The following is a 24,953-nucleotide window of genomic DNA, read 5'->3' on the forward strand; positions in this document are numbered from 1 at the left end:
CGGGCTTACCGGGGAAGCTTCTGATGCCAGTCGGTAACCTGCTGGAACTGGTGCGCTGCATTCAGCAGGCGGGCCTCTTCAAAATAGTTCCCGATAATCTGCAACCCAACCGGCAGGCCATCTATAAAACCTGCCGGCACCGACATGGCCGGCACGCCCGCAAGGTTCACGGCGATGGTGAAAACATCTTCCAGGTACATGGTCACCGGGTCGCTGGTTTTCTCACCCTGCACAAACGCAGGCGAGGGCGTCACCGGGCTCATCAGAACATCCACTTCTTTGAAAGCGTTGATGAAGTCCTGCTGGATCAGGCGGCGAACCTTCTGGGCTTTCAGATAGTAGGCATCAAAGTAGCCAGCCGAGAGGGCATAGGTGCCCACCAGAATACGACGCTTGACCTCACCTCCGAAACCCTCGGCCCGGGTGCGGGTATAAAGGTCGCTCAGATCCTGGGGGGCTTCACAGCGATAGCCGTAACGCACACCGTCAAAGCGTGAAAGGTTAGCGGATGCTTCAGCTGGCGCAATCACATAGTAGGCAGCAATGGCCAGCCTGGCATGGGGCAGTGACACTTCTTTGACCGTCGCACCCAGCTTTTCGTATTCCTTCACCGCATTGCGAACCTGCTGCTCCATCGCGGGGCTTAACTGATCGGAGAAGTATTCTTTTGGCAAGCCGACACGCAGGCCTTTCAAGGGCTCGTTAAGGGTGGCGGTATAATCTGGCACAGCACGATCAGCGGATGTGGAATCCTTCGGATCGAACCCGGCCATAACATTCAGCATCAGGGCGTTGTCTTCTGCCGTGCGTGCCATGGTGCCGCCCTGATCGAGGCTGGATGCAAAAGCAATCATGCCGTAGCGGGAAACCCGGCCGTAGGTGGGCTTCAGGCCGGTAATACCGCAAAGGGCTGCCGGCTGGCGGATGGAGCCGCCAGTGTCGGTGGCTGTAGCTGCGGGTATCAGGCGAGCCGCGATGGCGGCTGCGGAACCACCAGAGGAACCGCCGGGCACGCGCTTATCGCCGCTGCTCAATCCCCAGGGGTTGGTTACCGGGCCAAAGAAACTGGATTCGTTGGAGGAGCCCATGGCGAACTCATCCATATTGGTTTTGCCGAGGCATACTGCGCCAGCAGCACGAAAGTTGGCGGTAACGGTGGCGTCGTAAGGCGGTACAAAATTGGCAAGCATTCTTGAACCGGCGGTCGTGGTCACGCCATTGGTGCAAAAGATGTCTTTGTGGGCGAAGGGGACGCCTGTCCACGCGCTGGCTTTGCCGGCTGCGCGCTGTTCGTCAGCTGCTTTGGCATCGGCCATGGCCTGCTCTTCGGTGATCGTAATAAAGCTGTTGTAGTGGCCGTCTTCTGCGTTTATGCGATCGAGGAACTCACGGGTCAGTTCCACGCTTGAAATCTTGCCGCTTTCCAGTTCGCGGGAAAGCTCTGCTACGGATTTATTATGCATGTTCCATCCTGATGCTGGGCTGATGGTGGGATTCGTCAGATCACTCAATAACTCGGGGCACCAGATAGAGGCCATTCTCGGTGGCCGGAGCGATGGCCTGGAAAGCCTCGCGCTGGTTGCTTTCGGTCACCTCATCGGCGCGCAGGCGCTGTACAGCATCCAGCGGGTGGGCCAGAGGCTCTACGTTATCGGTATCGGCGGCGCTGAGCTGGTCAACCAGGCTGAGAATATTGCCCAGGTCTTTCTCCAGTGCGGGTATTTGCTCTTCGTCAAGACGAATACGGGCCAGCACGGCGACTTTTTCAATGTCTTCGCGGGAAATGGTCACGTTGACTCCAAAGTATAAAACAGCGTTTTCAAGAAGGCCGTTATGGTAACAGATTCGAGGCTGTGCGGGAGAGCCGAGGCTCAGGGCTATTCAATCGGCCGGGCATCGTCCAGCAGGTCTTCGATGGCGGCATCACTGCGCTCTTCGTGCACCTGTCGCGAAATAGTAGTGTCCGGGCGAACATTCAGTACTTCGTCAGGTGATGAGGTGGAGATTTGCGAAGAGGTGGCAGAGGTGTCTGAACCTTGTTTTTCCGGCTCCGCCGGCATTTCCGGTGGCTCGGTTGCTGGCAATGCCGCCGGTGTCTGGTCGAAACGCAGTCGGTAGATGGGTTCGGGTAGGGTGAAGCCCTCGGCTTCCAGTGCATTTTTGGCCGCGCGAATGGAAAGGCTGCGGGCTTTGCCGTAGTCGGATTCGCGCTGGTCAATCCATGCCATGAATTTGATCAGAATGTTGGAGTCACCTACGGATTCGATAATCCCGTGGGGCTCCGGGTCTTCCAGTACCCAGTTCAGCTGTTTCAGAGCGGTCAGCCCGGTCTGGATGGCCTGGGCCGGGTCGTCCTCCGCATCAACGCCCAGCACAAAGTCGAAGCGGCGCTGAGGGTTGCGTGTGTAATTCAGGATGACAGCTTTGAACACGGTCGCGTTGGGGATGCGTAAGTGGTTGCCGTCGAGAGTCATCAATACCGTGGAGCGTGATGTCAGCCTCACCACAACGCCTTCATAGTCGTTGATAACTACGTGCTCCTGAGCCCGGAAGGGCTGGCGGATGCTCAGCATGATGCTGGAAATGTAATTTTCCATGGAGTCTTTGACTGCAAAACTGATGGCCAGGCCCAGCACGCCGGCGCCTCCAACCAGGGTGCCCATCAGCGCGGTGGCCCCGAGTATATTCAGGGCAAGTAGCAGGCCCAGAAGTATTGTCACCAGCCTGACGGCATGGCCAGCGAGTTCCGCCAGAAACGGGTTTTTGGTTAATCGTAGCCAAAGTGTGTTGTGGCCTGCCAGACGATGTCCGGCGAAGGCCACTATGATAAAAATGCTGAGCGCAACCAGCAGCAGTGGCAGGGCTCTTACCCAGCCGCGCAGGGTATTTTGCAGTGAATCCCAGAGGGGGTTGAGGTTGTCCTGCAAATCCAGAGTGCGCACAACTCTGTCGTCAACAGCGATGGCGCCCTCTATCCGGCTGGCCAGTTTCAATGCTCGTTGAGCCTGGGCTTCGTTGGCAATCTGGCCTGACAGCGCCACTACGCCGCTGTTAACGTTCACCTGTAGTGACTCAAACTGCGGAATCTGATCAAAAATGCTGGTGATGCGTTCTGCGATCAAAGCGTCACTGTCGTCACCTGGCTGCAAGGCTATCGCCCCTGCGGGTTCGGTTTCGCTTTGCTGGGCCAGAGCATGGGCGGGAAAGCCCGCGATCAGGGTCAATACCAGAAGCAGAAATAAAAGCAGGCAAACGGCCACTGTTGCTGTGCGGAGGCGCTGTTGCAGTTTGATTTCTGGTATTCTCAACTGGAGCCTCAATGGTGGCAGGTTGAACTGTTTTGAGAAGGCTTTCAGGCTATCTTCAGTATGAAGCAAAGATCAACCGACGGCCTGCGTCAACCAGTAATTTGCTGCTTCCTGGATTCTGGTCTCGTAAGCGCATGAACAATTGTTCATGCGCGCAGCAATATCATTTGCCTTTGCAACAGGCTGCGCCTTGCCTGAGCGGGGGGGCACTGCTAAAGTTGCCGCATCTTTCCGCAACCGCAACTCTCAGGTTGAAACTACACGAATGTTGATTAAAAGACTCCGAGGCTTATTCTCCAGCGACCTGTCCATTGATCTGGGCACCGCCAACACCCTTATTTTCGTGCGTGACCGCGGGATTGTGCTGAACGAGCCTTCCGTTGTAGCCATTCGTACCACAAACTCCCAGAAAATGGTTGCCGCTGTGGGCGCTGAAGCGAAGCGTATGCTGGGCCGGACGCCAGGCAATATCACCGCTATCCGCCCGATGAAAGACGGCGTGATTGCTGATTTTGTGGTGACCGAGAAAATGCTCCAGCACTTTATTCACAAAGTGCATGAAAACAGCTTTATTACCCCGAGCCCCCGGGTTCTGGTGTGTGTTCCCAGCAAATCCACCCAGGTAGAGCGCAAAGCCATCCGCGAGTCCGCTCTGGGCGCGGGTGCCCGGGAAGTATTCCTGATTGAGGAGCCCATGGCCGCAGCGATCGGCGCCGGCCTGCCAGTAGAAGAAGCCAGTGGTTCAATGATTGTGGATGTGGGCGGCGGCACCTCCGAAATTGCGATTATTTCCCTGAATGGCATCGTCTATGCGGATTCAGTAAGGGTGGGTGGAGACAAGTTCGATGAAGCCATCGTCACCTATGTTCGCCGTAATTACGGAAGCCTGATTGGCGAATCTACCGCCGAGCGTATCAAGCATGAAATCGGATGTGCATACGAAGGGCTTGAGATTCTCGAAATCGATGTTCGCGGTCGTAATCTGGCCGAAGGTGTACCAAGGGCGTTCACCCTTAACAGTGAAGAAATCCTGGATGCGCTTCAGGAATCTCTGGCACAGATAGTACAAACGGTTAAAAGCGCACTGGAGCAGTCCCCGCCAGAGCTGGCTTCGGACATCGCAGAGCGCGGCATTGTTCTGACCGGTGGCGGCGCACTGCTGCGCGGGCTGGACAAGCTGATCAGCGAAGAAACCGGGTTGCCGGTTATTATTGCCGAGGATCCGCTTACCTGTGTCGCCCGTGGTGGTGGTAAGGCGCTGGAAGTGATTGACCGGGGTGGCATCGGAATGTTCTCACCGGAGGGATAATCCTTTGGGGAGGGATCGCCATTAAAACCATTTTTGTCCAGGGGCCAGTGCCTGGCCTCAGGCTTCTGCTCGTTGTTATCGTATCGGCAATGCTGATTGTTGCCGATCAGCAGTTCGACCGTCTCACGCCTGTCCGAAGCACTCTGGCAACCGGCCTCACTCCTGTTTACTGGCTTGGCAATGCGCCCTATCAGTTCAGTGACTGGGCCGCGGGCCTGTTTACCACGCGCGAAGATGTGAAACAGGAAAACGAAGATCTGAAAGCCCGCTTGCTTATCCTTGAGCGCAGGGCCCTCAAGTACGCCGCCCTGGCTTCTGAAAATAACGAACTGCGCCGCCTCATGAATTCCTCGGAGCTGCTGGATGACCGGGTTATTGTCAGTGAAGTGGTGAGCGTATCGCCAGATCCCTATTCCCATGAAATTATTATTAATAAAGGCCGTAGTGACGGTTTGCAGGTCGGGCAGGCCATACTGGATGCCTATGGACTGATGGGGCAGGTCGTGCAGACCAGCCAGGTCACCTCCCGTGTACTTCTTGTTTCCGACAGCAGTCATGCCGTACCAGTTGAAGTAGTGCGGAACGGTCTGAGGGCCGTTCTTCTGGGTACTGGCGATTCAGGAACCCTTGATCTGGTTCATGTACCTGATACTGCAGATATCCGTGAGGGAGACTTGCTTGTCAGTTCCGGCCTCGGCGGTCGCTTTCCGAGAGGCTATCCGGTTGCCGAAGTCAGCCTGATCAACAAAGAGCCAGGCGAACCTTTTGTATCGATTCGGGCGCGACCCAAGGCGCAGCTTAATCAAAGCCGCCTGGTACTGGTGGTTTTTCCACCAAAAGGCGGGCTTCGGTCTGAGCCTGCTATCGATGATCAGGCTCAGCCAGGTTCGGAACGAGAGTCGCCTGCTTCCGCTACAGAGCAAGAGGGCGAGGGCTGATGTTATCTGTAATCAGTTATCCGGTATTTGTGTTGTCAGTGCTCGTATCACTGGTGCTGAGCATCTCTTTATTTCCTGCAGGCTGGTTCGAGTTTCGGCCTGAATGGCTCGGTTTGATTGTGTTTTACTGGACCTTCCGGGCCCCGGCGCAGTTCGGCATCCTGTTCGCCTGGTGTCTTGGCCTGTTGCTCGACGTGCTGGAAGCAACGCCGTTGGGCGTCAATGCTTTGGGCATGGGGCTGATAGCCTTCCTTGTGCTTACCATTCACCAGCGACTGCGGATGTACCCCATACCGCAACAGTGTCTTATGGTGTTTCTCCTTCTGGGCATAAATCAGATGCTGGTGCACTTCCTCAAACAGCTGTTCGGAGGCGAAGATGCCGGTTTCAGTTACCTGTGGCCGGCACTGACCAGCGCCCTGGTGTGGCCGCTGTTTTCCATCCTGATGGATAACATCAACCGGAAACTGGGGTAGCCATGACCGGCATTATTCTGGCCTCTGCCTCACCGCGCCGCGCGGAACTGCTTGAGCAGATCGGTGTCGCGTTTTCTGTGCAGCCTGCGCATATCGACGAAACACCCGGAATGGCAGAGATGCCCGGAGATTACGTTGAACGGCTGGCCCGGGAGAAAGCCCTTGCTATTGCGGCCAGCTTTCCCCATGGGCTGGTTATCGGGTCCGACACCTCTGTGGTTCTGGACAACGTGATTCTCGGGAAACCATCTGATGAGCGCGAAGCCAGAACGATGCTCGCGGAATTGTCGGCCAGAACTCATCAGGTGATGACGGCCATTGCGCTGATGCATGGCGGGCGCTGCGAGTCACGCCTGGTGACGACAGAAGTTACTTTTCGCAGGCTTCAGGAGTCTGAAATTGCAGCCTATGTGGCCACCGGTGAGCCCATGGACAAGGCTGGAAGTTATGGAATTCAGGGCCTTGGTGGTATTTTTGTTAAAGAACTCAAAGGGAGCTACAGTGCGGTTGTTGGCCTGCCATTGCAGGAGACAGCTGCCATGCTGGCCGATGCCGGTTGCCCTGTCTGGAAACACTGGCCGAGTAGTCGGGAGAGCCAATCATGAGCGAAGAAATCCTGATCAACGTAACGCCGGTTGAAACCCGGGTCGCGCTGGTCGAGAACGGTATGCTACAGGAAGCGTATATCGAGCGTGCCAGCCGTAAAGGCATTGTCGGCAATATCTATAAAGGCAAGGTTGTGCGTGTGCTTCCAGGCATGGAGGCAGCGTTCGTGGATATAGGCCTGGAAAGGGCAGCCTTTATTCATGCCTCCGATGTTGTCTCGAGCCAGTCCGGCACGCCAGACTCCGGCGAAGGGCCAAAAACGGTTCCCGATATACGTACGCTGTTGCGGGAAGGCCAGTCGTTGGTGGTGCAGGTAACCAAAGACCCTATTGGCACAAAAGGCGCCCGGCTTACCACTCAGCTTTCCATACCCTCCCGTTACCTGGTTTTCATGCCGGAAGTCAGCCACGTGGGCGTTTCCCAGCGGATTGAGGACGAGACCGAGCGCAACCGGTTGAAAACTCTCGTTGAGGAGGGCGCCGCAGCGCATCCTGATGTGCAGGGGGGTTATATTATCCGCACGGCGGCTGAGGCCGCATCGGAAGAAGAGCTGATAGCAGATATGAATTATCTGCATCATCTCAGCCAGTCAATTCACGAACGTATTGGAAAAGTGCAGGCTCCTGCAGCTGTGTATAAGGATTTACCTCTGTTTATCCGCACCATCCGTGATCTCATCAGACCACAGACTGAAAAAGTGCGCATCGACAGCCGCGAGAGCCACCAGCGCGTGATGGAATTTGTCGAAGAGTTCGTGACAGAGTTTGCCGACAAGGTGGAATACTACCCGGGTGAGCGGCCAATTTTCGATCTCTATTCGGTGGAGGATGAGATCCAGAGGGCGCTTAGCCGTAAAGTTCAGCTCAAGTCCGGCGGTTATGTGATCATTGATCAGACCGAAGCCATGACAACCATCGATATCAATACCGGTGCTTTTGTGGGGCATCGTAATCTGGAAGAGACCATTTTCAAGACCAACCTGGAAGCGGCCCGGGCGATCAGCCGTCAACTGCGCCTGCGTAATCTGGGTGGCATTATCATTATTGATTTTATCGACATGGAAGACGCCGAGCATAAGCGCCAGGTTCACAGGATGCTGGAAAAGATGCTTGAGCGGGATCATGCTAAAACCAAGATTACCGGCGTGTCCGAGCTGGGCCTTGTGGAGATGACCCGTAAGCGCACCACTGAAAGCCTTGGACAGGTTCTGTGCGAGCCTTGCCCGATCTGTGATGGCAGAGGCTTTCTGAAAACCAGCGAGACCGTGTGTTTTGAGATTTTTCGGGAAATCCTGAGGGTAAACCGGGCTTACGATGCAGAAAGCTATCTGGTCATGGCTTCTCAGAGTGTGGTTGATCGCCTGCTTGATGAGGAGTCCGACAACGTGGCCGACCTTGAAACCTTTATAGAAAAAACGGTCCGTTTCCAGGTGGAACCATTTTACAGCCAGGAGCAATACGATGTCGTTCTGCTCTGATTTCGGGGCGATATACCGGCCAAGGGGGTGATATAGAGTGGCACCCCGGATGTCTTCTTCCGATAGCCAGCCTGTCCGTTTGATTGCGCTGCTTACCAGCGCTTTCTGGTGGCTGTTGGTGGTTATTCTGGTGCTGTTTGCGCTCTATGCCGGAATTGGCCGGCAGCTCACCCATAATATCGATGCCTTCCGGGGAGACCTTTCCCGCGAGCTATCGGCTCGTCTGGATCATGACGTCAGCATCGGCAGCCTCTCCTCCCGCTGGTTCTGGCTTGACCCTTCCTTTACCGCGCAGAATATAGAAATTACCAACCCCGATACCGGGGTTCGGGCATTGAATCTGCAGCATCTGACTATTCGTTTCGACGCATTGGCCTCGCTGATGCGCTTCAGAATTGTGTTCGAGGATTTTGAGGCCGAGGGGCTCGAGTTGACTTTGAACCAACGTGACAGCGGCGACCTGGGCGTTCGGGGTGCGGATTTTCAGGAACCCTTCAATAACCGGCTCCGGTACTGGCTGGAAGTCGCCGGAAAATGGCTGTCAGACCCTTATATAAAAGTGACTCGCGTAAGCCTGGGTATCCGGGATAACCAGGGCCAGCTCAGGCACCTTGATATTCCCCAGCTTGATCTGAGATACCAGCAGGGTCTTTTTCGCGCATCAGGTCGCGCCATGCAATCCGCAACAACCCAGCAGCTTGCCAGCTTCACGCTTGTGGGAAAGCATTTCTTTCGCGGTGATTTTACCGGCCAACTCTATCTCGATGTAGATTCCGGGCGCCTGTTTGACGGGCTGATTGATGAGTATCAATGGAGGGATATACGCGTCGAAGGGTTCGATCTGGGTGGTGAAGCCTGGCTTACCTTTCGCTCCGGTGTCTTGCAGCAGGTCAGCGGGACAGTCAGAACGCCGTACCTGCAGCTTGGAGTTGCAGGCGAATCCCTCGCGCCGCTGGAGGACATCAGCGCCCGTTTCGGCTGGCGTCGTCATAACGCTGTAATGGAGGCTCAGGACGGTGCCAGCGCGCAGCCCGATACCATCGGGGAGTGGCATCTGAAACAGTTGGCCTGGACCTGGAACGGCGACAATGTGCCTCCTTTCAGCCTCCTGTTATCGCCGCAGGCCAAGGGTTTTTCTATAACGGCGGACGCTCTGCCCCTGCGCCCGTTAAGGCGCCTTGCCGGAACCTTGCCGCTGCTGCCGGATGTAGCTCGTGACGCACTGGAGCAGTACCGCCCGGTCGGTTTTCTTGACGGCATGACGCTCAGCATTCCGGGTAATGCCGGTAGCAGTTTCGAATTATCCGGGCGCCTCAGAAATGTCGGGGCAGCCGCATACGGTGGTGCTCCGGCAGCAAAGAGTGTGAACGGATTTATTTATGTTGATCAGACATCGGGCTATGTAAATGCCCGCTCCGGCTCTCAGCCCGTGACCCTCGAGTTCCCGGCACTGTTTGGCAGTGAGTGGTCGCTACCCGAGTTGGATGCCACCGTCGCGTGGAAGCTGGATGGCCCGGTAACTCGGGTATACGCGTCAGACATACGCATGACCTATGGCGAGAACACCCGGCTGACCGGAGCTTTTGATCTGAAACTGGATCGTCAGGGTGAAGATGATCTGGGATTGCGAGTGGGTGTCGAGAACGGTGATGCCTCGATGCTGGCAGACTTTGTGCCCGAAAAAATCGTGAACGCCGGTCTCTATGAATGGCTCACTTCCGCGATAAAGGATGCAGATATCACATCAGGCGTGTACTACGGTCATGGACAGATTGGTGGAGGCGCACCTCCAGGGTCATTTGTTTCTTCCATGTGGTATGAGTTTGAAAACGGCACTGTCCGGTATGATGAACAATGGCCCGAAGTGACCGAGGCGCGCGGGCGAGTTGCCATACAGAACGGCGACACTCTGGTATCCCTTGAGTCCGGGAAAACCGGTGGATTGTTGCTGAACCCCGGAACAGTCACAGTTATTCCCGGCGATGAAGGGGCGCGGGTCCGGGTGGATGTCTCGGCGCCCGTGCCGGGTAATGCTATCGCGTTCTGGATGACCGACAGTCCCTTTGGGGCAATAGCCGGTCCTCAGGCTGCAAGCCTGGAATACGGTGGCGATTACGCGCTTGACCTGGAGATTGATCTGCCTCTTGATAACGCAGGTGGCGTGATTGTGGAAGCCGGCGTCAGTACCGCGAACGGCTATGTCGGATATCCGGACGCAGACCTGAGTTGGGAAGAGATTTCCGGGTCCCTGAATTACCATACGGCCAGAGGTTTTTCCGGAGGCCCGCTTAGCGCCCGGTTTCTGGGTGAGCCGGTCAAGGTTATGTTCAGCCAATCGTCTTCTGACAAGGCTTCCGGCGCCGACAGGCTTACCATCAGGCAAACTGGTTCCCTGTCTGTAGCTGACGCACTACGCCATGCAGGTTTGGCTGAGGGGGCTGAAAATAGTGGCGGCGAACAAAGCAACTACGGTCTGAAAGGGGGCATTGATTACTCGGCGGAGCTCAGTGTGGCCGGTGACGCAGCTTCGGGTATTACCGTCAGCTCAACCCTTGAAGGATTGGCTATTGACTGGCCAGGCCCGTTTTCGAAGGAGTCGGCAGAATCTGCCCCGCTGGTTGCGGAAATCGATCCCGGGGCGGCAGACGGTCTTGGCATCACCGGGAGCTGGAAGGATCGTGCAACCTTTGACATGCTGCTGAAAAGCTCGGGTGTTGAGCTGACGTTCGATGAGCTGTACCTGGGTGATCAGACTCTCACCAATATCCACCTGGAAGCCCTGGATCTGGGCGATCGCTGGATTCTTACGACCCGCTCCGAGCGCGCGGTTGGCAGGATTGTATTCCCGGACGATGATCGCCCCATAACCGCAAATTTTGAGGTGTTACGTCTCATCCGGAATGATGCCAGGGTGAAGGATGCGCCGGAGCTGCTGACGATTGAGCAGCAGCTGGAAACCTTCCGGGCGATGGATATAGCGAACTGGCCGGATGTGGATATAGATATTTCCGAGCTGCAGCTGAATGAAGACAGCCTGGGGCGTTGGTCGTTCCATCTGCGGCCCGAGCCATCACAGCTAAATATCACCGGTATCGAGGGTCGGCTGAAATCCCTTACATTGCTCGGAGATATGACCTGGAGTGTTATAGACAACAGAGAAACCAGCAGGTTTACCGGGTCGGTTTCTGGCGGTGCACTGGCGGATCTTGGCGAACTGTTCGACACTGATATTCCGCTTTCCAATAAGCAGACCGACGTTCAGCTGGAACTGGACTGGCCGGGCCGGCCGGACGAGTTCGAAATTGCGGGGCTCAGCGGTGAGGTCAGCCTCCGACTGGATGATGGTGTGATTCTGGAGCGCAATAACAGTGCCCAGATATTCCGGGTATTCAACCTGCTTAATGCCGACACACTATGGCGTAGGCTCAAGCTGGATTTTTCCGATCTGTATGAGCGCGGTGTAGCGTTCGATGCGATCTCAGGCAAGGCGAAGCTGAACGAAGGCCTGCTGACCATGGATCCGGAACTCCAGATAGTGGGGCCTTCGCTGGCCTTCAAGCTCAGTGGTAACACGGACCTGGCAGAGGAGGTGCTTGATATGCGCCTGGTGGTCGTTTTGCCACTGACCCAGAATCTTCCCCTGGCCGCGCTGCTGATGGGCGCCAGTGCGCCGATAGGGGGCGCTCTTTTCGTGCTGGACAAGGTTCTGGGCGACCCGCTGAGCAAGTTGACCAGCGCGACTTACAACGTCACCGGCACCTGGGACGAGCCCAAAGTGGATCTTCGGCAGGTTTTTGATACCGGTGGTTAACCAGGGTTAGGCCTCAACCTCGTCAATGCGCTCCCGCAGGTAACGGAACAGCTTGCGGGTCTGGCCGGTATTTTTCTGTTTTTCCACATCCCTGCGGGCGTTGCGAACCAGGTTGCGTAAGTGTTGTATGTCAGCATCAGGGCAGTAGCTGAAGAACTCACCCGCCACGGAATCACCTTCTGCAATCATACGGTCACGCCAGCGTTCAGCCAGGTGATGGCGACGAGTGTGTTCCTCGCTGCCTGAATCGAAGGCATCAATGGCACGCTGCACCGCTTCCGGATCATCTTCCTGTCGGATAATCTTGCCGATGTACTGCAGATGGCGTCGCTTGGCTTCGTTCTGGCGAATCCTGCGCGACTCCTCAATGGCGTTTCTCAGAGTATCGCTGATCGTAAGCGTATCAAGCTGCTCATTGCTCAGTTCAGTCATGCGCTTGCCAATATTCTGGAGCGCATGCATATCCCGCTTGAGCTGGGACTTACTGGGCCCGGAATATTGCGGGGCCTCGTCTTGATTGTCTTGGTCGTTGTCGATCATTGTTCCTTCCAGGTTTGTCGGATCAGGCGTAGAAAAGGGTGGCAAGGCCGAGAAAAGAGGTGAAACCGACCACATCCGTCACAGTTGTCAGTATAACGCTGCCTGCCAGTGCCGGGTCGATGTTGCGGGATTTCAGGAACAACGGCAGTACCGTGCCCACCAGCGCGGCGGCGACCAGATTGATAACCAGTGCAGCGGCAATAATCGCTCCGATCAATACGTCCTGAAACCAGACCATGGCAGCAATTGCAACCAAAGCGGCCCAGAGCAGTCCGTTAAGAATACCGGAAAGAAATTCCCGGTTCAGCAGCCAGCCTACGTTCGCCCCGCTGATTTGCCCCACAGCCATGCCCCTGATGACCAGAGTCAGGGTCTGGCTGCCGGCAATGCCTCCCATGCTGGCGACAATGGGCATCAGTATCGCCAGGGCGACAACTTTGTCGATGGTGTCTTCAAACAGCCCGATCACGCCAGACGCGATAAAGGCGGTGAGCAGGTTGATGCCCAGCCACACGGCCCTGCGCCTGGTGGTTTTCCAGACCGGTGCAAAAGTGTCTTCGTCGTCATCAAGACCAGCCATGCTCATCAGTGAGTGGTCCGCGTCCTCGCGGATAACATCCACCACGTCATCGATGGTGATCCGGCCCAGCAGCCGACCCTCGTTATTCACGACCGGCGCAGAAATCAGATCATAGCGCTCAAACAGGTTGGCCACTTTGGTGTCGGAGAGGGTTACAGGTATAGGCTCGATATCGGTATCCATGACTTCCCGCACGGTCGCGGTCTGGTTGGATACCAGCATCTTGGTAATGGGCAGCATGCCGATAAATTCGTCGCGTCGGCTCACAACAATAAGGCTGTCGGTCATGGGTGGCAGCGCCCTGTGCCGGCGCAGATATCGCAACACCACATCAATACTCAGGTCGGGGCGCACGGTGATAGTATCCGTGTTCATCAGGCCGCCCGCGGTGTCTTCCGGGTAGGAGAGCACCTCTTCGACCCGTTGCCGATCCTGCTCGTCCATGGTGTCCAGAACTTCCTGGATCACCGTATCCGGCAATTGTTGCAAAAGATCGGCGAGATCGTCGGACTCGAAGTCCTCGATGATATCTGCCAGCTCCTGAGCGTTCAGTCGGCTCAGGTACTCGGCACGAATGTCCTCATTGAGGTACTGGAGAACGTCACCTTCCAGCTGTTTGTCTACCAGGTTCCACAGCAGGGCACGCTGGCGCGGTGGCGACGATTCGAGAAGGTGAGCGATATCACTGGGGCTCAGGCCACCGTTGAGAATACGGGCAACCTGTTTCAGGGCACCACTGTCCAGCGCTTCACTCAGTGAGCGTAAACGCTGGCGGGCCTGGCTTTTATCCAGATTATCAGACATGTATCACCTGCGCTCAGAAAACGCCCGTATTATAACGGAGTTAGCGTGAGCACGTGAGAAAGAGTTGAAGAGGCTTATTCGCCTTCCCCGAAATAATCATTGATCAGGGTGGCAAGGGCATCAATAGCCTCCTGTTCGCCCGGGCCGTCAGCCACAAGCTCCACCTCTGTGCCTTTACTGGCCGCAAGCATCATGACCTGCATGATGTTTTTTGCGTCCACTTCGCGACCTTTACCGCAGACCTTGACGGAACAATCAAATGCCGACGCTGTGGCAACCAGCTTGGCGGTAGCCCGGGCATGCAGGCCGAGTTTATTGATAATCACAATATGCTGCCGTATCACGCCGGTTCAGACCTCTTTCCGGGCCTGCAGATGTGGCAACTCTGTATGACGTACCTGTGCGTTGCTGCTGTGTTCCCGGAAGTGCCGACCCAGCTGTTCGCAGATATAAACGGATCGGTGCTGGCCGCCAGTGCAACCAATGGAAATGGTCATATAGCTACGATTGCTGTCCGCAAAAGAGGGAATCCAGCTCTCCAGGAACGCAATAAGATCAGCTACCATTTTTTTGCTTGCAGGTTCTTTTTCCAGAAACTCGATCACTGGCTGGTCCAGGCCGGTAAACTTGCGCAGGCTCGTATCCCAGTAGGGATTGGGCAGGCAGCGCACATCAAATACGTAATCGGAATCCAGTGGTACGCCGTGTTTGAAACCGAAGGACTGAAAAAGCAGGGCCAGCTCCTGGTCTTTCCGGCCGGCCACCCGCTGCTTCACCATGTCGCGCAGCTCATACATCGACAGCCCTTTGGTGTTGATGTAGAGGTCCGCGAGCTTTGAAAGGGGCTCTAGGAGACTCTTTTCGTTGCTGATGGCCTCTCTGAGGGAGGTTTTATCATTACTCAGCGGGTGCTTGCGCCGGGTTGCGTGGAAACGCTGCAGCAAGGACTGTTCATCGGCGTCCAGAAAAATGATCTCTACCTGAATATCGTCTCTGCAAAGCTTGCGGTAGATTTCCTCGAAATTAGCCAGCTCCCCGGACAGGTTGCGGGCATCAATACTGACCGCCATCTTGTCGAGCCGCCCGGGCGCACTCTGGTTGGCAGCCTCCCGGGTGAGTGGAAACAGAAGCCCGATCGGCAGGTTATCAATACAGTAGTACCCGAGATCTTCCAGTACGTGGAGGGCGGTACTCTTGCCGGAGCCGGACCGGCCACTGACGATGATCAGCTTCATGATGAAACAGCCTGTTACCAGAGTGGATATCAGCCGCTTGCGGCGGTCATGCGTTGGTATAGCGTAGCTGCATCTTCGCACTGCCTGAGGCGGTCGCAGAAGGTGCGCTCATTGAATTTCTCGGCGAGTTGGCTCAGTAACTCAAGGTGCTCACTGGTGGCCTCCTTGGGCACCACGAGTGCAAACACAAGATCCACGGGCTGATTGTCGATCGCATCAAACTCGACGGCTTCGTCCAGAGTCATCAGAACGCCAATTACGTGCTCAAGCCCTTCGAGGCGGCAGTGGGGGATGGCGATCCCCTGGCCGATTCCAGTGCTGCCCAGCCGCTCACGAGCAATCAGATTGTTGAAAATCTGGCTCTCGCTGAGTGAATCATTTTGCTGACGGATCTGCTCGGCAATGAACTCCAGAACCCGCTTTTTACTCGATGCGGGCACCTTACACAGGGTCAGTTCCGGTGCAAGAATGTTGTCTATTGTCAGGGATGTGTCGCTCATGAATCGACCGCGCTTCCGTTAAAAAAAGCTGCGGCACGTTGCCCGCGCCGCAGCTTGATTAGATTACATGCCTGAAAACAGCCGCCTACCGGGCGGTGTTTCCCTGCATCCTGTCCAGGTTCTTCTCTTTATGCTTGAGGATCTGTCGGTCAAGCTTGTCGACGAGACCGTCGATAGCTGCATACATGTCCTCATTTTCCGCCTTTGCGTGAATCTCACCACCAACCACGTGGAGCGTAGCATCCGCGATCTGCCGAACCTTATCCACTTCCAGTGTTACCTGGCAGTTACTGATATGGTCGAAGTGCCGCTCCAGCCGTTCGAACTTTTCGGATACATAGTCCTTCAAAGCGGGAGTCAGTTCTACGTGATGGCCTGAAATATTGAGTTGCATAGACGTCTCCTGTTGTCATCCGTTCCGGCTTCTGAAGCCGGTCTGAGTGCTGGCGCTTGTGGCTGCACCAGCGAAATCCGTGAGAATCAGTAAACAGTGTCCGGTTCAAACCAGGCGCTTGCGTTCGTTCGAGGGCGGAATGTGCATCGCCTCGCGATATTTTGCAACTGTGCGCCGCGCCACTTTGATTCCCTGTTCTCCAAGCATGGTCGCAATCTTGCTGTCACTCAACGGCTTTTTCGGTGTTTCGGCTGCAATCAGCTTTTTGATCATGGCGCGAATCGCGGTTGAGGAACATTCGCCGCCCTCGTCAGTGCTGACGTGGCTGGAAAAAAAGTACTTGAGCTCAAAAATGCCCCGGGGTGTGTGCATGTATTTCTGTGTGGTGACACGGGAAATGGTGGACTCGTGCATTTCCACAACCTGGGCAATATCGGAGAGAATCAGTGGCTTCATTGCCTCCTCCCCATGATCCAGAAAGCCCTGCTGATACTCAACAATACGTGTGGCTACCTTCAACAGTGTTTCGTTCCGGCTTTGCAGGCTTTTTATGAACCATTTTGCCTCCTGAAGCTGGTCTCGAAGATAGGTGTTGTCAGCGCTGCTGTCGGCACGCCTTATTAATGAAGCATAGCTGGCATTTACGCGGATGCGCGGTGCAATTTCAGGATTCAGTTCCACACGCCAGCGGCCGTTGTGTTTCCTCACGATGACATCCGGAATAACGTAATCCGGTTCTGTGCGATCGATGATGTCGCCCGGCCGCGGGTTAAGACTCGTAATCAGCGTAAGCACGTCGCGCAGCTGGTCTTCTTTGAGGCGGCTGCGGCGAAGCAGCTGAGCATAATCCCGATTGCCCAGCAGGTTTATGTAATGGGTTATAACCAGGCGTGCCTGGGCCAGCCAGGGGGTTTCCGGGGGCAGCTGGTTCAGTTGTATCAACAGACAGTCCTGAAGATCCCGGGCGAAAACTCCCGGCGGGTCGAAGTATTGTAGCCGCCGCAAAACGGCTTCAACTTCATCCATCTCAAGAGGGTCTTCATCGGTATCGTCGCTGAGGCCTGCGTAGATCTCATCAAGAGAGCTGGTGAGATACCCGCGCTCGTCTACCGCATCCATCAAAGCATGGGCAATGGCCTGATCCCGCTCACTCAGCGGAGTAAGGTTGAGCTGCCACTCAAGATGATCTCTGAGGGTTTCGGTTGGCGAGTTCCGGGTTTCGAAATCGTGGTCATTTTCATCATCGTTCCGCGCGGCCGGGGCAGGTGCGGACTGATAGACATCCTCCCAGGCGGTATCAACGGGAAGATCATCGGGAAGCGTATCCGGTATTTCGTTTTCGGATTGCCAGTCAGGGCCGGTTTCGCTTTCATCCCAGTCAGAGCTGGCAGAATCCGCAGCTACGTCGGCTGAAGCCTCATTTGTTGCGGTTTCTTTATCCTGTCCCTGATCGTTGTCGGCTGACGACGATTCAGTCTGGTCATCATCCTCCGATGTTTCCAGCAGGGGGTTGGATTCCAGGGCTTGCTGGATTTCCTGCTGAAGGTCGAGAGTTGATAACTGCAGAAGCCTGATCGCCTGTTGCAGCTGGGGCGTCATGGTCAGGCTCTGACCCAGCTTTAATTGTAATGAGGCTTTCATAACCATCGCTCAGGATCCGTCACTCATACCCGCTCTGAATTTCTTGCGTCGGCTAAAAAATCTAAGTGTGCCGGCTACTTGCCGCCATTTCAGAATACCCTAGCAAGTTCTTTGCCGAGTTTACTTGCTCCGGGTCAGCAAAACAATCGAACGGGTGTAACCGGGTGTCGAAAACAGAGGCTACAGATGGAATTCGTTGCCAAGATACACTTCTTTGACCTGTTGATTGGCCAGAATGGATTCCGAGTTTCCGGAGGCGATAATATGGCCACCGGATACAATATAAGCGTTCTCGCAGATATCCAGCGTTTCGCGCACGTTGTGATCGGTGATCAGAACACCTATGCCTTTGTCCCGGAGGTGGCGAATAATCTGTTTGATATCACTGACGGAGATAGGGTCTACACCCGCAAACGGCTCGTCCAGCAAAATAAAGGCAGGTTCCATTGCCAGGGCGCGGGCGATCTCAACACGGCGGCGTTCGCCCCCGGAGAGCGCCATGCCCAGGCTATCCCGAATATGGGTAATGTGAAATTCTTCCAGCAACTGTTCCAGCTTGCTCAGACGGTCAGCACGGCTGAGATTCTTGCGGGTTTCCAGAATCGCCATGATATTATCCCGCACCGAAAGCTTGCGGAACACCGAGGCTTCCTGCGGCAGGTAGCCAATCCCTTTTCGGGCGCGCCCGTGCATGGGTAAGGGCGTAATGTCCTGGCTGTCGATGGTTATACGGCCATTGTCGGCATTTACCAGCCCGACGATCATATAGAAACAGGTGGTTTTACCGGCGCCGTTAGGCCCGAGCAGTCCGACGATTTCGCCGCTGCGAATTTCCAGCGAGACATCAATGACCACTTTTTTCTGTTTGTAGCTTTTTGCCAGGTTGCTCGCTCTGAGAACTGCCATCGAACCTCTGTCTACTTTAATCAGCTGTTATTGGGTGGAATTGTTGCTGCTGCGGGGCTGGATGATCATTTCGACCCGGCCCGGGCCATCGCCGGTATCCTCGCTGCCTTCCGCGGTGACCACTCGCTGTTCGGTGTCGTAATGAATAATGTCGCCGCTGAACACGTTGCCATTCTGCTCAATCACAGCCTCACGTTCAAAGGTGAGTTGTTTGTCAGGGGCAGACCAGGTGATGTTGAGGGCCTTGGCATCGGTTTCACCTTCTCCGCTGGTAACGGGCTGCTGGTAGCGAGCCGGAGAGCCATTGGCTTCAATCCGGTTCAGACCCTCGACACTGCGATACAAAACCACCCGTTCCGCCGTCAGACGGGTTTTGCCCTGAACCAGCACAACTGCTCCGGTGTAGGTGGCAATGCCCTTACCGTCGTCGAGGCGGGCGCTGTCAGCGCTGACGCTAATCGGATCATCGGAGTCAAGATCAAAAGCCAGGGCCGGGCCAGCGAGGCTTGCAGCCAGTATGGCAGTGAGCAACTTGCGCATTGAGTTATCTGACGGTTTCATAGCGTCCTTCCACCTGGGAATTGAGTTCCAGAATGCGTTCATTAATCCACGCGTTCATGCCTTTAGCCCGGGTAGTGCCCACGCTGTCAGTAATTTCTACAAAATCATCGGTGTAGACTTTACCCTGATCGTTGTCCAGGGTCAGGCTCTCTGTAACCAGCGTCGCTTCACGCTCACCAATTGTGCGCACCACGCGAACGTTGCCGGTCAGGTATAACAGGTCCTCGTTCCGCAACAGGCTACCGTTCTCGGCTTTGAGTACCCATGGCTCGGTGTCGGTTGCGCTGAACACTTCTGCATTGGGCAGTTCCATAGTAGCCAGATTGCCCTCTTCAAACTGCTCGATGCGAGGACTCGTAAAAACAATCTTGCGATTGCCGGCTTCATCGTAAGACGTGTAGCTGCCGTTGATTACAAAGCCGTCGGGCTCGGCATCTCCCCGGAGTTGTCTGGCATCGCTGTAACTGGTTATCGGCTGTTCATCGCTTTGCCACAGAAGAAAAAACGTTGCTGCAGCCGTGGCTGCCAGCGCGAGCATGCGCAGCCGTGGCCGGTTTGCCAGAGCCAGTAATGATCGCAGGCTGTTTTTTTCGCTCTGTGCCATGGTTATGGCTCCAGGTAGGGCGTCAATGCTGAGTTCAGGTTGCCCCCTGCCGTCAGTAGCAGATCGCAGAGCTCACGCACGGCGCCGTTGCCACCGCTAACCCGGGTGCAGTAATCCGCATGCTCTTTCACCAGCCAGTATGCGTTTGGCACCGTAACCCCGAGGCCCGCGTAGCGAATGGCGGGCAGATCGGGCAAATCATCGCCCATATAGGCGATGGTTTCGGGCAATATGTCCAGCGTGCTCACCAGCTCCTGCAAGGCGGTCTTTTTATCCTCGCGACCCTGCATAAGGTGGGGGATTCCAAGGTCTTTCATGCGCTTTTCGGTAAGCGGTGAGCTGCGACCGGTAACGACGGCTACAGTGATGCCCGCGGCCATGATTTGCTTTAGGCCCAATCCATCCAGAATGTTGAACCCTTTCAGTTCATCGCCTTTGGCACTGAAGTAGATCCTGCCATCGCTCATTATGCCATCAACATCCAGGGCAACAAGCTTGATGCGGGCTGCTTTGGCCAGCAGGGTTTCGGGCCAGATTTCCTGAAGTGGGCTTTTCAGTTCTTTCATTAAATCGCTCTCTGAATCGCTATCTTGAGCACTTTTTGAATCACTCTCTAAATCACTCCGGCGCGGAGAAGGTCGTGCATGTTGATGGCGCCGACCAGGGCACCGCTTTCATCGGTAACCGGGAGTGCGCTGATCTTCAGTCCTTCCATAACGTTTAGCGCTTCTGCGGCCAGCTGATCTGGTTGAATGGTTCTTCCATTGCGAGTCATTACATCCCGCATGGGCGTACTGTGAACATCAATGGACTTGTCCAGAGTGCGGCGCAGGTCACCATCGGTGAAAATACCTGTCATGGTGCCAGTGTCGTTTACGACGGTGGTCATGCCCAGCCCTTTGCGTGATATTTCCAGCAAAGCACCACTCAAGGTGGTCTCTTCATTTACCATGGGGATGCGGTCGCCGGTGTGCATAATGTCAGATACCCGCAGCAGGAGTTTACGCCCCAGGCTGCCACCGGGGTGTGAGAACGCAAAGTCTTCTGCGCTGAAACCCCGGGCTTCCAGCAAAGCAACGGCCAGGGCGTCTCCCATCACCAGCGTTGCGGTTGTACTGGATGTGGGCGCCAGGCCGAGTGGGCAGGCCTCCGTTTCAACGCTGACATCCAGATTCGCTACTGCTTCTTTTGCCAATATCGACGTCGGATTGCCGGTCATGCTGATCAGGGGTGCGCCCATGCGTTTGATGAGCGGCAGAATGGTAACCACTTCGCTGGTGCTACCACTGTTTGAAATAGCAATGACAACGTCCTGGCTGGTGATCATACCCATGTCACCATGGCTGGCTTCTCCGGGGTGAACGAAAAAGGCGGGGGTTCCCGTGCTGGCCAGGGTGGCTGCAATTTTGTGGCCTATGTGGCCGGATTTGCCCATTCCGGTCACCACAACACGGCCCTTGCATGCCATGATTACTTCACAGGCGCGTATAAAGTGTTCATCGATGCGTTTTTCCAGGGCGCTTATTGCATCAAGCTCAATGCGAATAGCCTGGAGTGCGGGGTTCCGGAAATCGTATGTTTTTTGCTCGGTCATCGGGAAAGGGGCCTGCTTTCTCGTTATGGTACGGGATTGCGATAAAGTTGGTGGAGTATAACATTTCCCGCCAGCGGCGCGGCCTGGTTACTGCAAGTTCATCAGAGATTGCAACCGAGGGCTTTATAGCGAATTTTGCGGAGAGTTCTCTTTAAAGTTTTCCGTAATGTTCAGTGAAATTGATCATTGCTATTGATTCATTTTGGGAACCACTGATTGAGCTTGTGGGCTCCTTAGAATAATGTAGCCGCTCTCTGAAAGCATAGTGCTATACAGGCTGGTGTGTGTTGAGAGTTAAAGGCTATGGGCTGAAAGGTAAGGAATATGGGTTTGAGCTCGTACATATCATTAAAGGACGTTGTATTTTCGCGCTCTGGTCGCCGCATTTTCAATGGTGTTTCCGTGGAAATCCCCCGTGGGAAAATTACCGCCGTTATGGGCCCCAGCGGCAGCGGTAAAACGACTTTGTTGCGCCTGGTTGGTGGTCAGCTTCGGCCAGACTCGGGCAGTATAATGGTGGATGGTCACCCGATTTCTGAACTTCGCCGTAAAGAACTTTACAAGTTTCGGGAAAAGATGGGCATGCTGTTCCAGAGCGGCGCATTGTTTACTGATTTGAGCGTATACGAGAACGTGGCTTTCCCGATGCGCGTGCACACCAAACTGCCGGAAGACATGATCCACGACATCGTGCTGATGAAACTGGAAGCCGTTGGTTTGCGCGGTGCCCGCAAACTCATGCCGTCGGAACTTTCCGGTGGTATGAACCGACGCGTCGCCCTGGCCCGGAGCATTGCTCTGGATCCGGAGTTGATCATGTACGATGAGCCCTTTGCCGGGCAGGACCCGATTGGCATGGGCGTTTTGGTAAAACTGATTCGTGATCTCAACAGTTCCATGGGGCTCACCAGCGTTCTGGTCTCCCATGACGTTAAAGAATCCCTGAGCATCTGCCACTACGCCTGCATTATCGCGGATGGGAAAGTGATTGGTGCAGGCACGCCTGCCGAGTTGCAGGATCATCCGTCCGAGCAGGTGCAACAGTTTTTGAACGGGCATCCGGATGGCCCGGTGCCGTTCCACTATCCATCCTCGGCGGCGGCTGAAGATTTCGGCCTGTCGGGAGGTGCGTCGTGATCGATAGAATCGCTTCCTTCGGGCGTAGTGGGATAGATCTGGTTATATCCTTCGGCAGGGCCGGCCGCTTTCTGGTGGGTGTGTTGTCAGGCGTTCCACGCCCGGCAACCGGTTTTCCGCTTTTGATGAAACAGCTGTATTCGGTTGGTGTACTGTCGCTGGCGATCATAGTGGTCTCCGGCCTGTTTATCGGCATGGTGCTGGGCCTTCAGGGCTACACCATTCTCAGTGATTTTGGTTCCGAAGCCGCCATCGGGCAGATGATTGCGCTTACCCTGGTGCGCGAACTTGGGCCCGTGGTAACGGCGTTACTGTTTGCCGGGCGCGCAGGTTCCGCGCTGACCGCTGAAATCGGCTTGATGAAGGCGACCGAACAGTTGTCCAGTATGGAAATGATGGGCGTCGATCCCTTGCGGCGGGTTATTGCTCCCAGGCTCTGGGCAGGTTTTATAGCCATGCCGGTGCTGGCTATCATTTTTTCTATGGTCGGTATCTGGGGTGGCATGCTGGTTGGCGTGGAATGGCTGGGCGTTTTCGAAGGTTCCTACTGGGGCAATATGCAGGCTTCTGTGGATTTCTGGGACGACGTAGTAAACGGAGTGATCAAAAGCGTGGTATTCGGTTTTGTATGCGCCTGGATTGCGGTTTATCAGGGCTACGACTGTGTACCCACATCGGCAGGGATCAGTTCGGCCACCACAAAAACCGTGGTTTACTCCTCGCTGGCTGTTCTGGGGCTGGATTTTGTGCTGACCGCAGTAATGTTCGGCAACTTCTGATTAACGATTGACGAGATAATACCGGGAGCGGGTAATGACACAAAGAACAACGGACATCACAGTTGGCCTGTTTATGCTGGCAGGTCTTGCTGCGCTGCTCTTTCTGGCGCTGCAGGTAAGCGGGCTGTCGCCAAAATCCGCCAAAAGCACCTACACCATTTATGCCGATTTTAATGATACCGGCGGCATTACACCCCGGGGCAGGGTGTCTATGGCAGGCGTAACGGTGGGCACTATCGATTCCATCAGTCTGAATAAAGAAACCTTTCAGGCGCGGGTCGCCATGTCGATTCATGGCGATGTAGATAATATTCCAGCCGATAGCGCTGCAGTAATACGTACATCCGGTCTGCTGGGTGAACAGTACATTGATATATCAATTGGTGGCGAAATGGATTCCCTTCAAGAGGGAGACACTTTTTACTCCACCCAGTCTGCCATGAACATTGAACGGCTCATCAGCAATTTTGCGTCTGGTAAATAAGCCAGTTTTGCGACCGAACAGGAGAAACCAGGTGATTGCGTTAACACAGCGAATTTTTCTCGCTCTGACACTGATGGCGTTTTGCGTGGCATCAGCTCAGGCGGGCCCGGAAGAAGACTTGCAACAATATGTGGATGACAACACTCAGGGCCTGGTGAAGAAACTTAATGCCGAGCGCGGGCTCTATGATCGTGATCCTGAGGCGTTTTACCAGAGCATGGACAATGCCCTCGAGGGTTTTGTTGATTTTCGGCGGATCGCAGCTCGGGTAATGGGCCGCTATGCGCGCCAGACAACTCCCGAGCAGCGCGACGAGTTTGTGGTCAAATTCAAGCGCAGCTTGTTTGACAGCTATGCTCAGGCGTTGGTGAGTGCTGAAGATTTCAGAATCAACGTTAACGACGCAACCATCAATTCGCAGGATGATAACCGCGCCTCTGTGGCCATGGAGGTGATTACCGCCTCCGGCAATCGTTATTCAGTCACTTATTCCATGTACCGCAAGGAAAGCAGTAGCTGGATGATGGAAAACATTATTGTCGAAGGGGTCAATATCGGCCTTTCATTCCGGGACCGTTTCACTCAGGAAATGGAAGCCAACAGAGGGCAGGTCCAGGCGGTGATTGACGGATGGAGCGACGTTGTGAAATCGCTCAACCTGGAAGATGAAGTGAACAAGTCATGAGCACAGATCTGCCGAGGGTTCAGCTGAAGGATGGCGTGCTCGCAGTCTCCGGCGCAATTGACGCTCACACCGTATTACCGCTACGAGCAGAGGGCGAGCGGCTTATCACAACGGTCAATGACAGCCTGGTGGTTGATCTTGCAGGCTTGTCCGCCACCCACAGCGCGGCTCTCTCCATGCTTCTGTGCTGGAGCCGACTTGCTGAAAAGCTGGGTGTTTCGCTGTCTTTTACGGCGGCGCCAGAACGCCTCGTTTCGCTTGCCGCTTTGAGCAACCTCGAGGATTGGTTACAATCCCGCCCCTGATTTCAACAAACACCTGAGGATTTACTATGGATGCCACCGAAGTCACCGAGCTGGTCAAAGAAGCATTTCCCGATTGTGAGGTGCAGGTACAGATCGACGGTAGCCATTACATGGTGGTGGTCATAGGTGACGTTTTCGAAGGCCTGTCGAGCATCAAGCGGCAGCAACTGATCAACAAGGCGCTATTCCAGCAAATCATGGATGGCACTATTCACGCCCTTCACCCGAAACCGTTTACACCGGCTGAATGGGCCGCGCGCCAGAGCTAGAGCTGAACAG

27 protein-coding genes are annotated in these 24,953 nt (G+C 55.2%); 12 read left to right on the forward strand and 15 right to left on the reverse strand.

Features of this window, described 5'->3' with window-relative positions:
* Positions 1-5 precede the first annotated feature (5 nt).
* The 3 genes from gatA to ACN0RL_RS02970 all read right to left on the reverse strand — a co-directional run bounded on the left by gatA (position 6) and on the right by ACN0RL_RS02970 (position 3,308).
* Positions 6-1,463 carry an Asp-tRNA(Asn)/Glu-tRNA(Gln) amidotransferase subunit GatA gene (gene gatA / locus ACN0RL_RS02960; RefSeq protein WP_417513546.1) on the reverse strand — a complete coding sequence of 486 codons (1,458 nt, stop codon included), beginning with the start codon at positions 1,461-1,463 and terminating at the stop codon, positions 6-8.
* A gap of 40 nt (positions 1,464-1,503) precedes the next feature.
* On the reverse strand, positions 1,504-1,791 hold the full coding sequence (gene gatC / locus ACN0RL_RS02965; RefSeq protein WP_304102171.1) for an Asp-tRNA(Asn)/Glu-tRNA(Gln) amidotransferase subunit GatC: 288 nt from the start codon (positions 1,789-1,791) through the stop codon (positions 1,504-1,506).
* 86 nt (positions 1,792-1,877) lie between these two features.
* On the reverse strand, positions 1,878-3,308 hold the full coding sequence (locus ACN0RL_RS02970) for a mechanosensitive ion channel domain-containing protein (RefSeq protein WP_417513548.1): 1,431 nt from the start codon (positions 3,306-3,308) through the stop codon (positions 1,878-1,880).
* Between the two features lie 268 nt (positions 3,309-3,576).
* Between ACN0RL_RS02970 and ACN0RL_RS02975 the strand changes: the two genes are divergently transcribed.
* From ACN0RL_RS02975 to ACN0RL_RS03000, 6 genes are read left to right on the forward strand one after another with little or no spacing between them, the layout of a single operon-like run.
* Positions 3,577-4,617, forward strand: a complete 1,041-nt coding sequence (locus ACN0RL_RS02975; protein WP_072797766.1) for a rod shape-determining protein — start codon at positions 3,577-3,579, stop codon at positions 4,615-4,617.
* 29 nt (positions 4,618-4,646) lie between these two features.
* Positions 4,647-5,555 carry a rod shape-determining protein MreC gene (gene mreC, locus ACN0RL_RS02980; RefSeq protein ID WP_417513932.1) on the forward strand — a complete coding sequence of 303 codons (909 nt, stop codon included), beginning with the start codon at positions 4,647-4,649 and terminating at the stop codon, positions 5,553-5,555.
* A complete protein-coding gene (gene mreD / locus ACN0RL_RS02985; RefSeq protein ID WP_417513550.1) occupies positions 5,555-6,031 on the forward strand; it encodes a rod shape-determining protein MreD in 477 nt (158 codons plus the stop codon). The genes mreC and mreD overlap by 1 nt, the downstream gene beginning before the upstream one ends.
* 2 nt (positions 6,032-6,033) lie before the next feature.
* Positions 6,034-6,636, forward strand: coding sequence for a Maf family protein (locus ACN0RL_RS02990; protein WP_417513552.1), 603 nt, complete (start codon positions 6,034-6,036; stop codon positions 6,634-6,636).
* Positions 6,633-8,114 (forward strand): ribonuclease G, encoded by a 1,482-nt coding sequence (rng, locus tag ACN0RL_RS02995; protein WP_417513554.1) that lies wholly within the window; start codon positions 6,633-6,635, stop codon positions 8,112-8,114. The genes ACN0RL_RS02990 and rng overlap by 4 nt, the downstream gene beginning before the upstream one ends.
* A gap of 49 nt (positions 8,115-8,163) precedes the next feature.
* A complete protein-coding gene (locus ACN0RL_RS03000; protein WP_417513556.1) occupies positions 8,164-11,925 on the forward strand; it encodes a YhdP family protein in 3,762 nt (1,253 codons plus the stop codon).
* A gap of 6 nt (positions 11,926-11,931) precedes the next feature.
* Here ACN0RL_RS03000 and yjgA read toward each other — a convergent pair whose 3' ends face one another.
* The 12 genes from yjgA to ACN0RL_RS03060 form a co-directional block, all read right to left on the reverse strand.
* Positions 11,932-12,465 carry a ribosome biogenesis factor YjgA gene (yjgA, locus tag ACN0RL_RS03005; RefSeq protein WP_417513558.1) on the reverse strand — a complete coding sequence of 178 codons (534 nt, stop codon included), beginning with the start codon at positions 12,463-12,465 and terminating at the stop codon, positions 11,932-11,934.
* A gap of 22 nt (positions 12,466-12,487) precedes the next feature.
* A complete protein-coding gene (gene mgtE / locus ACN0RL_RS03010) occupies positions 12,488-13,849 on the reverse strand; it encodes a magnesium transporter (RefSeq protein WP_417513560.1) in 1,362 nt (453 codons plus the stop codon).
* Positions 13,850-13,923: 74 nt separating this feature from the next.
* Positions 13,924-14,193 carry an HPr family phosphocarrier protein gene (locus tag ACN0RL_RS03015; RefSeq protein WP_417513562.1) on the reverse strand — a complete coding sequence of 90 codons (270 nt, stop codon included), beginning with the start codon at positions 14,191-14,193 and terminating at the stop codon, positions 13,924-13,926.
* A gap of 6 nt (positions 14,194-14,199) precedes the next feature.
* Positions 14,200-15,084 carry an RNase adapter RapZ gene (gene rapZ / locus ACN0RL_RS03020; RefSeq protein ID WP_417513564.1) on the reverse strand — a complete coding sequence of 295 codons (885 nt, stop codon included), beginning with the start codon at positions 15,082-15,084 and terminating at the stop codon, positions 14,200-14,202.
* 29 nt (positions 15,085-15,113) lie between these two features.
* Complete coding sequence (gene ptsN / locus ACN0RL_RS03025) at positions 15,114-15,584, reverse strand: PTS IIA-like nitrogen regulatory protein PtsN (protein WP_417513566.1); 471 nt, start codon at positions 15,582-15,584, stop codon at positions 15,114-15,116.
* 85 nt (positions 15,585-15,669) lie between these two features.
* The gene (gene hpf, locus ACN0RL_RS03030; protein ID WP_417513568.1) at positions 15,670-15,978 is read right to left on the reverse strand and encodes a ribosome hibernation promoting factor; all 309 of its coding nucleotides are present in this window, start codon (positions 15,976-15,978) and stop codon (positions 15,670-15,672) included.
* Positions 15,979-16,083: 105 nt separating this feature from the next.
* Positions 16,084-17,625, reverse strand: a complete 1,542-nt coding sequence (locus tag ACN0RL_RS03035; RefSeq protein ID WP_417513570.1) for an RNA polymerase factor sigma-54 — start codon at positions 17,623-17,625, stop codon at positions 16,084-16,086.
* Between the two features lie 174 nt (positions 17,626-17,799).
* Positions 17,800-18,525 (reverse strand): LPS export ABC transporter ATP-binding protein, encoded by a 726-nt coding sequence (gene lptB / locus ACN0RL_RS03040; RefSeq protein WP_417513572.1) that lies wholly within the window; start codon positions 18,523-18,525, stop codon positions 17,800-17,802.
* Positions 18,526-18,552: 27 nt separating this feature from the next.
* Positions 18,553-19,086 carry a lipopolysaccharide transport periplasmic protein LptA gene (gene lptA / locus ACN0RL_RS03045; RefSeq protein WP_417513574.1) on the reverse strand — a complete coding sequence of 178 codons (534 nt, stop codon included), beginning with the start codon at positions 19,084-19,086 and terminating at the stop codon, positions 18,553-18,555.
* Positions 19,070-19,690, reverse strand: a complete 621-nt coding sequence (lptC, locus tag ACN0RL_RS03050; protein ID WP_417513576.1) for an LPS export ABC transporter periplasmic protein LptC — start codon at positions 19,688-19,690, stop codon at positions 19,070-19,072. Before lptC ends, lptA begins: the two co-directional genes overlap by 17 nt.
* Positions 19,691-19,692: 2 nt before the next feature.
* Positions 19,693-20,256: a KdsC family phosphatase gene (locus ACN0RL_RS03055; protein ID WP_417513578.1), complete on the reverse strand. Its 564-nt coding sequence runs from the start codon at positions 20,254-20,256 to the stop codon at positions 19,693-19,695.
* 47 nt (positions 20,257-20,303) lie between these two features.
* Positions 20,304-21,284, reverse strand: coding sequence for a KpsF/GutQ family sugar-phosphate isomerase (locus ACN0RL_RS03060; RefSeq protein ID WP_417513580.1), 981 nt, complete (start codon positions 21,282-21,284; stop codon positions 20,304-20,306).
* 324 nt (positions 21,285-21,608) lie between these two features.
* Between ACN0RL_RS03060 and ACN0RL_RS03065 the strand changes: the two genes are divergently transcribed.
* From ACN0RL_RS03065 to ACN0RL_RS03090, 6 genes are all read left to right on the forward strand, one after another.
* Positions 21,609-22,421 carry an ABC transporter ATP-binding protein gene (locus tag ACN0RL_RS03065; RefSeq protein WP_417513582.1) on the forward strand — a complete coding sequence of 271 codons (813 nt, stop codon included), beginning with the start codon at positions 21,609-21,611 and terminating at the stop codon, positions 22,419-22,421.
* The gene (gene mlaE, locus ACN0RL_RS03070; RefSeq protein ID WP_417513584.1) at positions 22,418-23,200 is read left to right on the forward strand and encodes a lipid asymmetry maintenance ABC transporter permease subunit MlaE; all 783 of its coding nucleotides are present in this window, start codon (positions 22,418-22,420) and stop codon (positions 23,198-23,200) included. Before ACN0RL_RS03065 ends, mlaE begins: the two co-directional genes overlap by 4 nt.
* A 34-nt stretch (positions 23,201-23,234) precedes the next feature.
* Positions 23,235-23,684 (forward strand): outer membrane lipid asymmetry maintenance protein MlaD, encoded by a 450-nt coding sequence (gene mlaD, locus ACN0RL_RS03075; RefSeq protein ID WP_417513586.1) that lies wholly within the window; start codon positions 23,235-23,237, stop codon positions 23,682-23,684.
* Between the two features lie 73 nt (positions 23,685-23,757).
* Positions 23,758-24,369: an MlaC/ttg2D family ABC transporter substrate-binding protein gene (locus ACN0RL_RS03080; protein ID WP_417513934.1), complete on the forward strand. Its 612-nt coding sequence runs from the start codon at positions 23,758-23,760 to the stop codon at positions 24,367-24,369.
* Entirely contained in the window at positions 24,366-24,674 is a 309-nt protein-coding gene (locus ACN0RL_RS03085) for an STAS domain-containing protein (protein WP_417513588.1), read from the forward strand. Before ACN0RL_RS03080 ends, ACN0RL_RS03085 begins: the two co-directional genes overlap by 4 nt.
* A gap of 26 nt (positions 24,675-24,700) precedes the next feature.
* Positions 24,701-24,943 (forward strand): BolA family protein, encoded by a 243-nt coding sequence (locus tag ACN0RL_RS03090; protein ID WP_417513590.1) that lies wholly within the window; start codon positions 24,701-24,703, stop codon positions 24,941-24,943.
* Positions 24,944-24,953 lie beyond the last annotated feature (10 nt).

The sequence above is a fragment of the Marinobacter sp. genome (genome assembly GCF_048259445.1).
GTDB lineage: Bacteria > Pseudomonadota > Gammaproteobacteria > Pseudomonadales > Oleiphilaceae > Marinobacter.